At 65.0% G+C, this 12,300-nt stretch carries 12 protein-coding genes and 1 tRNA gene; 1 reads left to right on the forward strand and 12 read right to left on the reverse strand.

Annotated elements, in window-relative coordinates; translation table 11 throughout:
• Nucleotides 1–3: 3 nt before the first annotated feature.
• The 8 genes from IVA96_RS26380 to IVA96_RS26415 form a co-directional block, all read right to left on the reverse strand.
• Entirely contained in the window at nt 4–366 is a 363-nt protein-coding gene (locus IVA96_RS26380; protein WP_247276898.1) for a DUF1428 family protein, read from the reverse strand.
• A gap of 173 nt (nt 367–539) precedes the next feature.
• Nucleotides 540–613, reverse strand: a tRNA-Gln gene (locus tag IVA96_RS26385).
• Nucleotides 614–878: 265 nt separating this feature from the next.
• Complete coding sequence (locus IVA96_RS26390) at nt 879–1,850, reverse strand: tripartite tricarboxylate transporter substrate binding protein (RefSeq protein WP_247276897.1); 972 nt, start codon at nt 1,848–1,850, stop codon at nt 879–881.
• Nucleotides 1,851–1,993: 143 nt separating this feature from the next.
• Nucleotides 1,994–3,124, reverse strand: coding sequence for an iron-containing alcohol dehydrogenase (locus IVA96_RS26395; RefSeq protein ID WP_247276896.1), 1,131 nt, complete (start codon nt 3,122–3,124; stop codon nt 1,994–1,996).
• A gap of 11 nt (nt 3,125–3,135) precedes the next feature.
• Nucleotides 3,136–4,173 (reverse strand): 4-hydroxythreonine-4-phosphate dehydrogenase PdxA, encoded by a 1,038-nt coding sequence (gene pdxA, locus IVA96_RS26400; protein ID WP_247276895.1) that lies wholly within the window; start codon nt 4,171–4,173, stop codon nt 3,136–3,138.
• On the reverse strand, nt 4,170–5,276 hold the full coding sequence (locus IVA96_RS26405) for a four-carbon acid sugar kinase family protein (RefSeq protein ID WP_247420197.1): 1,107 nt from the start codon (nt 5,274–5,276) through the stop codon (nt 4,170–4,172). The genes pdxA and IVA96_RS26405 overlap by 4 nt, the downstream gene beginning before the upstream one ends.
• Nucleotides 5,273–6,718, reverse strand: coding sequence for an FAD-binding oxidoreductase (locus tag IVA96_RS26410; protein ID WP_247276893.1), 1,446 nt, complete (start codon nt 6,716–6,718; stop codon nt 5,273–5,275). Before IVA96_RS26410 ends, IVA96_RS26405 begins: the two co-directional genes overlap by 4 nt.
• A gap of 26 nt (nt 6,719–6,744) precedes the next feature.
• Nucleotides 6,745–7,665, reverse strand: a complete 921-nt coding sequence (locus IVA96_RS26415) for a dihydrodipicolinate synthase family protein (RefSeq protein WP_247276892.1) — start codon at nt 7,663–7,665, stop codon at nt 6,745–6,747.
• Between the two features lie 102 nt (nt 7,666–7,767).
• Between IVA96_RS26415 and IVA96_RS26420 the strand changes: the two genes are divergently transcribed.
• Complete coding sequence (locus IVA96_RS26420; protein WP_247276891.1) at nt 7,768–8,619, forward strand: IclR family transcriptional regulator; 852 nt, start codon at nt 7,768–7,770, stop codon at nt 8,617–8,619.
• 15 nt (nt 8,620–8,634) lie between these two features.
• Here the strand turns inward: IVA96_RS26420 and IVA96_RS26425 are convergent, their stop codons facing one another.
• The 4 genes from IVA96_RS26425 to IVA96_RS26440 are packed head-to-tail and all read right to left on the reverse strand — an operon-like array spanning nt 8,635 to nt 12,265.
• On the reverse strand, nt 8,635–9,537 hold the full coding sequence (locus IVA96_RS26425) for a ribonuclease Z (protein WP_247276890.1): 903 nt from the start codon (nt 9,535–9,537) through the stop codon (nt 8,635–8,637).
• Between the two features lie 28 nt (nt 9,538–9,565).
• A complete protein-coding gene (locus tag IVA96_RS26430) occupies nt 9,566–10,543 on the reverse strand; it encodes an antibiotic biosynthesis monooxygenase (RefSeq protein WP_247276889.1) in 978 nt (325 codons plus the stop codon).
• A gap of 11 nt (nt 10,544–10,554) precedes the next feature.
• Complete coding sequence (gene guaD, locus IVA96_RS26435) at nt 10,555–11,952, reverse strand: guanine deaminase (RefSeq protein WP_247276888.1); 1,398 nt, start codon at nt 11,950–11,952, stop codon at nt 10,555–10,557.
• A gap of 16 nt (nt 11,953–11,968) precedes the next feature.
• On the reverse strand, nt 11,969–12,265 hold the full coding sequence (locus IVA96_RS26440) for a hypothetical protein (RefSeq protein ID WP_247276887.1): 297 nt from the start codon (nt 12,263–12,265) through the stop codon (nt 11,969–11,971).
• Nucleotides 12,266–12,300: the final 35 nt, after the last annotated feature.

Consider the following 12,300-nt stretch of genomic DNA (forward strand, 5'->3'; position numbering starts at 1 on the left):
CCGTCAGGTCGCGATGTCGCCTGCCCGAAGCAGCGTCGAGAAGCCGCCATAGATCATGCGCTTGCCGTCGAATGGAATGTCGGTGCACTTGAGCCGCGGGTCCGCCATCACCTTCTTGTTGATGGCATCGCGGGTCTCCCGGTCGCGGTAGACGATCCAGGAGAAAACCACGATCTCGTCCTCCTTCGCCATGACCGCGCGCGGAAACGAGGTGAGCTCGCCATAGGGAACGTCGTCACCGATGCATTCGACATAGTCGAGCGCGCCGTGCTCCAGCCAGAGCGCGCAGGCGGTCGTCGCCAGCGCCTTGTAGGCCTCGATCTTGTCCTTCGGCACGGCCAGCACGAAACCATCGACATAGGGCATCACGGATCTCCTTCGGTTGTGTGTGGTCCGAGGACGATGGGGCGCACTGCGATCCGACACGAAACGCGATTTTCAGATGAGGCAAACGGTCGCGATCGATGGTGCCGTCAACGAATTTTGGTCCCTGCCGCAGAGAGGCCGGGGGGTTAAGTCTGGGAAAAAGCGCCCGGAATTGGCTGGGGAACCTGGATTCGAACCAAGACAAACAGAGTCAGAGTCTGTTGTGCTACCGTTACACCATTCCCCACCGGAATAGTCGAACAAATTCAAGGACTTGTCGACTTGCTCGACCGTGGCCGGAAGCGCGTTTGGCGCAAATCACGGCTCAGGCGTGGCAGCGTTCTACCCGCTCGGCTCTGGGCTGGCAAGCGCTGCGGTACTGGGTTGTCTCGACGGGCGATGGCACGAGAGGTCGGAGTCCGCGGCGACAAGGACCGCGCCCGACCGCATGAGGCGATCGGGTCACGGTCCGGCCCCGCAGACGTCTCGAACGTCGCCAGCGCCTTAGGCGCTTAGTCCAGCTTGATGTTCGCGGCTTCGATCACCTTCTTCCACCGCTCGGTCTCGGAGACGATGTAGGCCTTGAAGGGCTCGGAATCCACCGCGACCGCGGTGGCGCCGAGTTCGGCCATCTTCTGCACCGTCTCCGGCTGCTGCATGAAGACGCGGATTTCGGCCGAGAGCTTCTCGACGATCGGCTTCGGTGTGCCTGATGGCACGAAGAAGCCGTGCCAGGCCACGGCCTCGAAGCCCGGCAGGAATTCGGCGACGGCGGGCACTTCAGGATCGAAAGTGGCGCGTTTCGGCGTTGCGGTCGCAAGCATCGCGAGCTGGCCGGTCTTCACTTGTGGCAACAGCAGCGGCACGTTGTCGAAGGCGAGATCGATCTGGCCGCTCAACAGGTCAGTTAGCATCTGGCTGGAGCCCTTGTAGGGTACGTGCACCATCTTGGTGCCGGTCATCTGCTGAAACAATTCGGCTGCCAGATGCTGCGAGGTGCCGACGCCGGCCGAGCCGAACGAGACCTTGTCCGGATTGGCTTTCAGATAGGCGATCAGCTCCGGCACGGTGCGCGCCTTGATCTTGTTGGGGTTCACGACAAGCACATTGGGCACGACGCTGATCTGGGCGACCGGCGCAAGATCCTTGTCCGCCTGATAGCTGAGCTTCGGCCCGTAGAGCGTGGGGTTGATTGCGAGCGCAGACGTGCTAGCAAGACCGAGCGTGATGCCATCCGGCGCCGACCTCGCTAACCGCGTCACGCCGAGGATCGAGCCGGCGCCGCCGACGTTCTCGACCACGAAGGGCTTGCCGAACTTCACCTGCAAATCGTTGGCGACCATGCGCGCGAAGATATCCGCGGTGCCGCCGGCGGCGAAGGGCACGATCACCGTCACCTGCTTGGACGGATAACCGTCCTGGGCCTTGGCCGGCGACGCCGCCAGCAGCATGAGTGAGGCAAGAACAAGCCACAGCGATCTCATCGAAGTTTCCTCTGTTTTCAGTGTTGTTGATTGGCTGCCGCGAACGAGCGGCGGGGATGGCTAAAGCGTGATGCATCGCGCTTTAGGTTTTTGTTTGAGCATGATCGTTTCGGAAACCGCTACACACTTTTCCGGATCATGCTTTAGAACGCGACCTCATACATGTGCAGGATCGCATCCCGGCTAAGATCGCGCGGATTGTTGTCGAGCAGGCGGCGAATGGCGTACGCCTCGTCGGCCATCACGCCGAGGTCGTCCCTGGACACGCCGAGCCCCGACAACCGCATCTCGATACCGAGATCGGCGCAGAACTTGTAGGTTGCGTCGAACGCCAGCTTTGCATCGCCCTGCTTCGGCAATCCAAGCGCCTGGAGCACCGCGACGGTCTTCGCCTCCACGGCCGGCATATTGAAGGCCAGGGTGTGCGGGAAGATCACCGCGCAGGCAAGCCCATGCGCCACATGGTGACGCGTGCCGAGCGGATACGCGACCGCATGGCCGGCGGTCGTGTTCACCGGTCCCAGGCAATAGCCGCCATAGAGCGAGGCCAGCGCCAGGCCCGCGCGCGCCTTGCGATCGCCACCATCGGCCACCGCCCGCTTGAGATACAGCCCAACCAGGCGCGCGCCTTCGAGCGCATAGAGGTCGATCATCGGATGCGCCTTGCGGCTGGTATAAGCCTCGACGCAATGCGCCAGCGCGTCGACGCCAGTCGCCGCAGTGACCTCCTTCGGCACGGTCATTGTCAGATCCGGATCGACGATGGCAATGTCAGCCAGCATGACGCGGCTCTGCACCGCCTGCTTGTTCTGGCTCACGGGGTCGGTGACGAGCGCGCGGGTGCCGGCTTCGCTGCCAGTGCCCGACGTGGTGGGAATCTGCATCAGCGCCACGTTGCGGCTGGCCACTTTCTCTGACCCGACGATGTCGGCGAAAGCCACGTCGCTCGTGCACATCACCGCGACCAGCTTGGCCAGATCCATCGCGCTGCCGCCGCCGAACCCGACGACGAGATCGGGCTTGGCGTCGCGCGCCATGGCAACAGCCTTCTCGAGATTGGGCAAGTCCGGCTCGGGCTTCACATCGCCGAACACCTTCACTGAGCCCGGCAACGCAAGCGTATCGACGCGTTGCGCATTGAATGGGTCCGAGATCACCAGCGGCCGTTTGGCGCCGATCCGCTCGGCGAAACGCGCTGCGGCGGCGATTGTACCGCAGCCGAACTCGATCGCAGTCGGGCGGAGGATTTCAATGGGCGTGAAGGCGTTGGTCATCGTGTTCGATCTCATGACTTGGATGCGGAAGCGCCTGCGGCCAGCCGCTCGGCATAATCGATGGCCTCGATCAGGCTGTGCTCGTTGGCTATGCCCTTGCCGGCAATGTCGAAGGCGGTGCCGTGATCGACGGAGGTGCGGATGATCGGCAGGCCTAGCGTGATGTTGACGCCGGAGAGCTCCTGCCAGCGGCCGGTCGCGGGATCGACCTGGAAGCCGAGCAGCTTGACCGGGATGTGGCCCTGGTCGTGATACATCGCGACCGCAGCATCGTACTGGCCGGCGCGCAGCTTGACGAAAATGGTATCGCCAGGCACGGGGCCGACGACGTCGAGACCGTCGGCGACCGCCCTGGCGATCGTCGGCGCCGAGACGTCGATGTCCTGCCGGCCGAACAGACCGCCCTCGCCGGCATGCGGGTTGAGCGCAGCGATCGCGATCTTCGGCCGTTCGATGCCGAGCCGGCGCAGCGCGCCATCGGTGAGGTCGATCACCATGCGCAGGCGCTCCGGCGTCAGGCGCTTCGGCACGTCCTCCAGCGCGACATGGGTCGAGACATGGCTGACGCGCATGTTGCCATGGGCCAGCAGCATTACCGAGCCGCGCACGCCGGTGAGATGTGCGAGCATCTCGGTATGTCCAGGAAAATGATAGCCGGCCCTGTTGAGCGCTTCCTTGTTCAGCGGCGCCGTGACGATGGCGGCGGTGCGGCCCGCCTGCGTCAGGCGCACGCCCTGCTCGATCGCTTTGTAGGCAAAGCGGCCGCCATCGGCGCTGAGCACGCCAGGCCTGATCGGGTCGCCCTCGACGTCGGCCTGAAGAAAACAGAGATTGGACCAGTCGGGGTCCTCGACACTGACTTCGGGAATGGCGACATTGGCGCCGAGTGCCGCTCTCGCGCCATCAAGCGCCGCGCCGCTGCCGATGATCAACAGGCGCAGATCGCCCTTCGTGATCCGGTCCTTCAGCGCGACGCAAGCCTTGACGATGATCTCCGGCCCGATCCCGGCGGGATCACCCATGGTGATGGCAAGATGACAAGAGGTCATGTCGGGCTCCCCATATTGAGCAAATGATTGTCCCGGAGTAGATCGCGCCAGAGCTCGCTTGGTCCGAATGCACCGGATTTCGAGATGACGTCGACGCCGGCCCAACGGCCGCCCTGCAAGATCGAGCGCGGCAGTCCCGGCACAATACGTCCCGTCACCTGGAGCGCATGCGCGCCAAGGGCAACGCACGCCGCCTTCAGGGTCTCGCCGCCGGCAACGATCAGCGTGCCCGGAGGTTCGAGCGCCGCGATCAGTGCCGACATTTCGCGCGCAATCCGCCGCGCCGCCTCGGCGCGGGCCAGGCCCTCGGCGAGAGCGAATTTGACCAGTGCCACGCCGTCATCGGCAAGCTTGTGCCGGACAGGCGCCGCGCTCCCGCCTTCCGCAAGTGCGATGGTTGCCGCGCCGCACGCGGCCAGCTGAGACGCAGTCGCAGGCTGATCCGAGCCGAACAGCCCCAGCACCGGCAGCTTCAATTGGCCCGGCGCCTCGGCGCGATGGCTGCGGGCGAGCGCGCCGGCGAGCCCACCGCTTCCGCACCACAGCACAGGCCCTGGCATCCGCCGTCCCATCTGGACGATACGATCGAGGTCGATATCACTTTCGGCATCGAAAACCTGAACGCCGCCCTGCGATAGCGTATCGGCCCCGCCCTGCCGCGCCTCGATGTCTTCCTGCCGCAGCTCGGTCAGGAGATTGTCGCCGACGCGATGCCACTCGCCTTGTAGCGTGCGCGCGAATTGCTGGCCATCCACGGTGCGGCGCCCCTGATAGTCGAAGGCGGGCGCGACTACGCAGGACGCCCAATCGCCGCTATGCAGGCAGGCGCCGAGCTCGGCCGCCCACGCGCCACGAAGGAGACTATCGACCTTCTTGTAGGCGATCGTCGCCCCGCGGAGCTGCGGCGCCAGTCGTCCAACGATCTCGACGCTCTTGGCTTTCGACCGCTCGCGGGTACCGCTATCGATCGCGAGGCTCCGACTGTTCGGTACTGCAGGCGCAGGTAGCCAGGTGACGTCGAACGGCCCGCACAGACCGACGAACTCCGCCGCGGTGTCGAGTGCACCGGAGAGATCGTCGGCAAGCAGGCGGACGCTCGTCATCGTCGCGCGCCTCCGGCACTAAAGATCTTGCCCGGATTGATCAGTCCATTCGGGTCGAGCAAGCGCTTGATATCACGCATCAGCTCGATGTCGAGGGGATCAGTAACGCGAGCGAGGCGGCCGCAATTGGTGATGCCAATGCCGTGCTCGGCACTGATGGCTCCGCCCTGCGCGGCGGTCTCGTCGTCGACGATCTCGTTGATCTCCGCCACCAGCGCGGCCGTGGCAGCGCCATCCTGGCAACGCGCGCGGTCAATCAGGGCGATCACGTGGATGTTGCCGTCGCCGATATGGCCGTGCATCACGACGCGCGCATGCGGGACGGCGGCCTTGATCCGGGCTTCGACATTGGTCACGAAGGCCGCCTGCCTCTCCAGCGGCACCACGCTGTCATGCGACACGACATAGCCGCTGCGCTTGTTGCCTTCGGACACGCTGTGCCTGACCACCCAGATCGCCTTGGCTTGCGCAAGGTTGGACGCGAAGATCACGTCTTCAGCGAGCCCGGCCTCCATCGCTGCCGCGAGCACCGTGGCGAGCGGTTCGTCGAGGTCAACGCCTGCGAGCGTGTCGGTCAGTTCGACGATCAGATACCAAGGCGTCGTCAGCTCGAATGGGATCGTGACATGCGGCACGGTCTGCGCAATCGCTTCGATTTGCGAGCGCGACATGATCTCGAGGCTGCCGAGCCGGTCGCCGACTGTGCCGCGCAGGCGCTGCATGATCTCGAGCGCCTGCTCGACGCCTTGCAATTTCAGCAGCGCCAGCGCGAAGCTGCGCGGCGGTGCAAACAGTTTCAGGACCGCCGCCGTGACGATGCCGAGAGTGCCTTCTGCGCCGATGAAGAGCTGCTTGAGCGCGTAACCGGTGTTGTCCTTGCGCAGCGCGCGCAGGCCGTTAAAGACACGCCCGTCGGGCAGCACGACCTCGAGCCCGAGGACCAGATCGCGTGTCGGTCCGTAGCGCAGCACGGCCGTGCCGCCGGCATTGGTGGAGATGTTGCCGCCGATCTGGCAGGAGCCCTCGGCACCCAGACTCAAGGGAAAATAGCGATCGACGCTACGGGCTGCGTTCTGCACCTCGGCGAGGATACAGCCAGCTTCCACCGTGATCGTGTTGGCGAGCGGGCTGACGTCGCGCACGGCCCGCAGACGGTCGAGCCGGATCACGACATTGCCCGCACGATCGTCCGGCGTCGCGGCCCCGCACATGCCTGTGTTGCCGCCCTGCGGCACGATCGCGAGCTGCCTTGCCGCGCAGTATTTGACGATTGAGGCGACCTCGGCGGTCGAGGCGGGCTTCACCACCGCGATTGCGCGACCGTGATAGCGACCGCGCCAGTCCACCACATAGGGCTCATGGTCGGGTCCGGACGGGATGACGTGCTTGTCGCCGACGATGTCAGCGAGCCCGGGCAGCGCATCCTGGAAGGAGTCGGACATCGGATCGCCTCGCTGCCGCGTCGCGACTAAACGGCGGCTGCGAATGCGGCGGCATCCGCAAGCAGCTCTTTCACTTGGGCCGACGCTAAGGATTCCAGCGGCGGACGTAGCCGTTGCCATCCGGCATGGCCGGTGCGCTCGGCCACCAGCGCCTTCAATGACGCCATCTGTGCGAAGCGCGAAACCAACTCGCGCGCCTTGACGATACGCGCTTGCGCCGCCTTGAGGGCGGCGTCGTCGTCGCTGTCGCGAAAATGCTTATAGACATAGGCAAGGTCGCGCGCGACGAGATTGGAGGTCGCGGTGATGCAGCCGGCACCACCCTTGCGGAGCAGCGGCAGCAGCAACGGATCGGCGCCGACCAGTACCGAAAAGCCGGGGAAGCGCTCGACCATCGCGGTCATATTGACGAAGTCACCGGAGGAATCCTTGATGCCGGTGAACGTCGCCGGATAGGCCGCACGCAATCGCTCGATCAGCGCATGCGAGATCGGCTGCGCTGACATCTGCGGGATGTGATAGAGCACGATCCTGAGCCTGGCATCGCCGATGCGCTGCACGACCTCACTGTAGGATGCGAAAATGCCGTCGTCGGTGACGCCCTTGTAGTAGAACGGCGGCAGCATCACCACGGTGTCGACGCCGACCGAGAGCGCATGACGCGTCAAGGCGATGGTCTCGCTGAGCGCGGCGACACCGGTGCCCGGAAGAAGCCGCTGCGGCGCGATGCCGGCGGCCACCACCGCTTCGAGCAGCGCGATGCGCTCGGCGGCCGAGAACGAGTTCGCCTCGCCGGTCGTGCCGAGCAGCGCGATGCCGTCGCAGCCTTGGTCGAGCAGATAGCGGCAATGCGCGACGAAGCGCGCATGATCGGGAGCGAGCTCGGCGTCGAGCGGCGTCAGCGCGGCGGAGAACACGCCATGAGGGTGCAGCGATGATGTCGACAAACTTCCTCCCATCCTTAAATCGATATTGTTCGGAATGCGAACATTTGTTATGCAGTTGGCCCGTGGTAAAATCAGCTTGCCGCCACGTCAAGGGGACATGTCATGGCGAGACATTCGCACGTGCCCAAGGTCGAAAAGAAGGCCACGAAACGCGTACCGGGCGCTGGCGCAACGAATCCAAAGAACTACGTCGCATCCGTCGGCAAGGCCTTTGCCGTGCTCAAGAGCTTCACCGGCGAAGCCTTCGAGCTCACCCTGAGTGAGATTGCCGCACGGGCCGACCTCGATCGCGGCACCGCATTCCGCCTGATCCAGACCTTGATCGAACTTGGCTACCTTCAGGCCGTTCCGCAGAGCCGCCGGTTTCGCCTGGGCGTTGCCTGTCTCGACCTCGGCTATACCGTGCTGTCGCACGGATCGCTGCGGCCGATCGTCGAGCCGCTGCTGCGCGACCTCGTTCCTGATGTCGGCGATGCGGCCTCGCTCGGCATCCTCGATGGCGGCGACGTGGTCTATCTCGCACGGGTCGGCGCGGGCCTCGATCGTCACAAGATGGATCGCCGGCCGGGCACGCGAATCCCGGCCTATAGCGCCGCGCTCGGCCATGTCATGCTGGCGCATCTGGCGCGGGACGAGCAGATCGAGCGGCTGGAGTCGCGACCGCGCGTCAAGCTGTCGGAGCGAACGCTCACCGACCTCGACGCCCTGCTCGCCCGACTCGACCAGGTGAAAAAGAAGGGGCACGCCGTCTCCGACGGCGAGAACGCCTACGGCCTGCGCACGCTGGCAACGCCGATCTTCGACGCTCAGGGGCTCGCGATCGGGGGATTGAGCGTCACCATCGATGCGGTGCGCATGGACATGCCGGCCTTTCGCGATCAGGCGCTCCCGCGCCTGATGCAGGTGACGCGCCAGGTGCAGGACCTCGCCATCAAGTCGGGATTGACGACCTGAACGCCGTCGCGAGTGCTAGACGGCAATGCGGTCGAAGTCGGCAGCTATCCGGGTGTTCGGAAAAATTCTGGCTGCCTCCGCAAGGACCTCATCGTCGTCATAGCGGCCCGACTGATGCGTGAGCACAAGCTGGCCGACCCCGGTTTCGGCCGCAAATGCAGCCGCATCGCGCGCAGTGAGGTGCCCATAGTCCCGCGCGGTCGATGCGTCGCGATCGAGGAACGTTGCCTCGATCACCAGCAGATCGGCGCCAGAAACGTATTTGGAGAGGTCTTCGGTCGTTTCGGTGTCGCCGATCACGATGAGCTTCCTGCCGCCGCTCGGCGGCCCCAGGACGTCTCCCGGGTCGATGGTTCGATCAGCGAGCACGACTGCTCGTCCCGCAGCCAATTCTCCCCGCATCGGCCCGTCTGGAACGCCCAGCTCAGCAAGGCGCTCCGGCCGAAGACGGCGGCGGGCGGGACTCTGGAAGGCGAAGCCAAAACTGTCGGTGTCGCGATGGCGAACCGGAAAGCAGCCGATGGTGAAGGCGCCGGCATCGATGACCTGCCCTTCGGTCAGCGGCGCGAACTCCACCGCGATCGGCGCCCTGCCCGCGCCCCACAGGCTTGCGAGCAGGCGGACGACGAGGTCGAGCGTGCGCTGCCCTGCATGAACGGTCATCATGTCGGCGCTCTGCCGCAACCCCAGCGTTGAAAAGAGACCGGGAATGCCGAGCACGTGATCGAGATGGGCATGCGTCAGCAGGATGCGGTCGAGCCGCCGAAAGCCGGCGCCAGCGCGCAGCAACTGGCGCTGCGTGCCCTCGCCGCAATCGACCAGAACGCGCTTGCCCGCCGCCTCGACCAGGAGCGCCGGATGGTTACGCTCCGCCGACGGAACACTGGCCGAGGTTCCGAGAAATGTCAGGGCGAACATGGTCTCACGTGTCCAGCTGTGGACGGTCTCACCGCCCCCAATGCCATGCGAGCAGCAGCGCGTACAAGCCCATCGACGCGGCATAGAGCGCGGCGAGGAGTGCGTATCCTGCGATCTGGCGTCCGATCCTCGCCTTCGGCGCGATCCACCAATCGAGCGCCTTGAAGGCGGCGGGCACCAGCCACCAGCCGAGCAGCTGGGTGCTGACGAGATTGCCGACGAAGAGCGACAGCCAGACCGGCACGCCGTGGCTGTCGATCAACGGCGCGCTGATGAAGTAGCCCCAGAGGTAGACGACGGGATAGAGCACCAGAAGGACGATGAGATTGCTCTTCCAGATCAGGCCAGGTCCTTGCTCCGCCGCCTTGCCGGCCGGGAACCAGAAATTGAAGCCGTAGCTCGCCCGCTTCACGCTCATGCCGGCGTTGAAGCGCTCGCCTTCCCTCAGCAGCGACTGCCGCAACGGCGAGTCCAGCCACGCATTGAGGTTGGCATCACAGTCGAACGACAGGATGATGATCCATTCGTCGTGCAGGCCCGGAATCGGTCGCTCGATCTTGTGGCGCAAAAATCCCTTGAACTCGGCCTCCGCGGCCTGAATGCGCTGCTGCCATTTGAGGAAGGCGTCCTCGAGTCCGTCCGGCACCTTGAAAGAGATCACGGCAGAGACTGCGCTCTCGCGCGGCACGCCGGTGTCGGGCAGGATGTGGACATCCTCCGAACCGACGAAGAAGCGCTGCACCTCCGCGATGAGCCGCGCCCGCACATCGCTCTGAAGCCAGGCGCGGGCTGCCGCCGGGCTCGCGAAGCGCAGGATCGTCACCCAGTCGACATGCGCCGGCGGTTGCGGCGGCACCACCTCCTGGCTGAGGAAGCCGGGCCAGGCCTTGAGCACGTCGCCGACCTCGCCGTTCCACCGCGCGAACGCGGCGAAGCCGTCGTCGGCGATGCGGCGCTGGATGACGAGGGCGACCGGCTGTCCGGCCGTATCAGGAGATGCGCTCATGAGCAGCCGCCTCAGCTCTTCTTGTAGAGACGCTTGCCCATCACCCAGGTCTCGTCGACGCAGCGATCGTCGCCGACCATCATCACGGCGAAGAGCATGCTCGCAGCCTCGTCCATCGTGCGCGGCCCGCCGCCCTCGGCGATCAGCGACTGGTGCCAGGGCTGCGCGGCTTGCCCGCCGTTCGGATCGAGCGCGACGAAATCAGCCTCCTTGCCGGGTTCGAAATTGCCGAGCTTGTCGTCGATGTAGAGGCCTTCGGCACCGCCAAGCGTGATCGACCAGAAACCGCGATACGGCGAGAGCTTGTTGCGCTCGGCTTCAGCGAGATCCTTGCGCGCCGGATCAATGCTGCCGTCGAGCAGCGTGTTATTGCACATGCCGACCTTGTAGGCATCGTCGAGCACGGAGATCATGGAGAAGCGGTTGCCGCCGCCGACGTCGGTGCCGAACGACATTTTCACGCGATGCTCCGGATCGGTGGCGCGGCCAATGCGGAACAGGCCGCTGCCGAGGAACAGGTTCGAGCACGGGCAGAACACCACCGCGGCGCCCTTCTTCGACATGCGACGGAACTCGTTGTTCGAGAGGTACACGCCATGGCCCCCGGAGAATTTCGGACCGACGAGATCGAACTTCTCGTAGACGCCGAGATAATCCTGACAGTCCGGGTGCTCGACGAGCACGCCGCTGCATTCGGCCGGGTTCTCGGAGATGTGGGTGTTGACCCAGCAGTCCGGATGCTCATGCTTGAGGCGCTGACACGCTTTCAGCAGCTCCGGCGAGGCACCGAAGGCAAAGCGCGGCGTGATGGCATAGAGGTTGCGGCCCTTGTTGTGGTACTGCGCGATCAGCCGCTTGCTGTCGCGATAGAAGTTCTCGGGCGTGTCGACATAGTCAGCCGGGGCGTTGCGATCGATGCCGGTGAGGCCCGCGATCACACGCATGTTGCGGCGGGCTGCCTCCTCGAACAGCTCCTCGGTCGACACTGGCGACGAGCTCGTGAACGCCTGGCACGTCGTGGTGCCGGAGGCCAGCAGCGCATCGAGGAAGCGCTTCACGCCCTCGCGGGCATAGTTGCGGTCCTTGTATTTGAGCTCTTCCGGATAGATCCACATCTGCAGCCACGGCAGCAGTTGTTCGCCATAGGCGCCGAGCACCCGGGTCTGCGGCAGATGGATGTGGCCGTCGATGAAGCCCGGGACGATGATGCGGTCCTCGATATGGGTGATCTGCACGCCCGGATGCGCGGCGGCAATCTTGTCATACGGGCCGAACGCCTTGATGACGCCGTCGGTGACGACCATGAGGCCGTCCTGGTGAAAGCGCGCGGCGGCCTGCTCGTTGCCGATGTGCCTCCAGGGATCGTCGACGAAGTCGAAGAACGTGCCGCGAATACCGACGGAGGTCATGATTTGGTTCCTTCCTCTAAGTCTGTGTGGCGTGGCCCGCTGAGGGCAGCGCGATCGCAGGCAGCGTGCCCCCAACAGTGCAGAGGCCGAGATAAACCCAATTGCTCGGCGCCTGCGTCGCTTCAGGCAGCACCGCCGCGATCGCCATGGCGCCGCTCACCGCGAGATGGCAGGGCGCGCTGATGAGACCGCCGAACAGGCCGTGGCTGCGCTCGTCCTTGGAATTTGGCTGAACGGCACGACGCCCAGCAGGATCGGCACGACCCTTCCGTTCGCGCGCCCGGCGTCGGAAGCAGGTGCAGTCATGGCTCACGCCCCTCGGTCTCCGCCGGCCGCGTCTTTCGTGCC

The organism is Bradyrhizobium sp. 159, from assembly GCF_023073795.1.
In the GTDB taxonomy this organism is placed as follows: Bacteria; Pseudomonadota; Alphaproteobacteria; order Rhizobiales; family Xanthobacteraceae; genus Bradyrhizobium.

Bases quoted from the DNA above. Each gene is read 5' to 3' on its own strand.
- IVA96_RS26380 (WP_247276898.1), bottom strand. From the start codon at position 366: ATGCCCTATGTCGATGGTTTCGTGCTGGCCGTGCCGAAGGACAAGATC.
- IVA96_RS26390 (WP_247276897.1), bottom strand. From the start codon at position 1,850: ATGAGATCGCTGTGGCTTGTTCTTGCCTCACTCATGCTGCTGGCGGCG.
- IVA96_RS26395 (WP_247276896.1), bottom strand. From the start codon at position 3,124: ATGACCAACGCCTTCACGCCCATTGAAATCCTCCGCCCGACTGCGATC.
- pdxA (WP_247276895.1), bottom strand. From the start codon at position 4,173: ATGACCTCTTGTCATCTTGCCATCACCATGGGTGATCCCGCCGGGATC.
- IVA96_RS26405 (WP_247420197.1), bottom strand. From the start codon at position 5,276: ATGACGAGCGTCCGCCTGCTTGCCGACGATCTCTCCGGTGCACTCGAC.
- IVA96_RS26410 (WP_247276893.1), bottom strand. From the start codon at position 6,718: ATGTCCGACTCCTTCCAGGATGCGCTGCCCGGGCTCGCTGACATCGTC.
- IVA96_RS26420 (WP_247276891.1), top strand. From the start codon at position 7,768: ATGGCGAGACATTCGCACGTGCCCAAGGTCGAAAAGAAGGCCACGAAA.
- IVA96_RS26425 (WP_247276890.1), bottom strand. From the start codon at position 9,537: ATGTTCGCCCTGACATTTCTCGGAACCTCGGCCAGTGTTCCGTCGGCG.
- IVA96_RS26430 (WP_247276889.1), bottom strand. From the start codon at position 10,543: ATGAGCGCATCTCCTGATACGGCCGGACAGCCGGTCGCCCTCGTCATC.
- guaD (WP_247276888.1), bottom strand. From the start codon at position 11,952: ATGACCTCCGTCGGTATTCGCGGCACGTTCTTCGACTTCGTCGACGAT.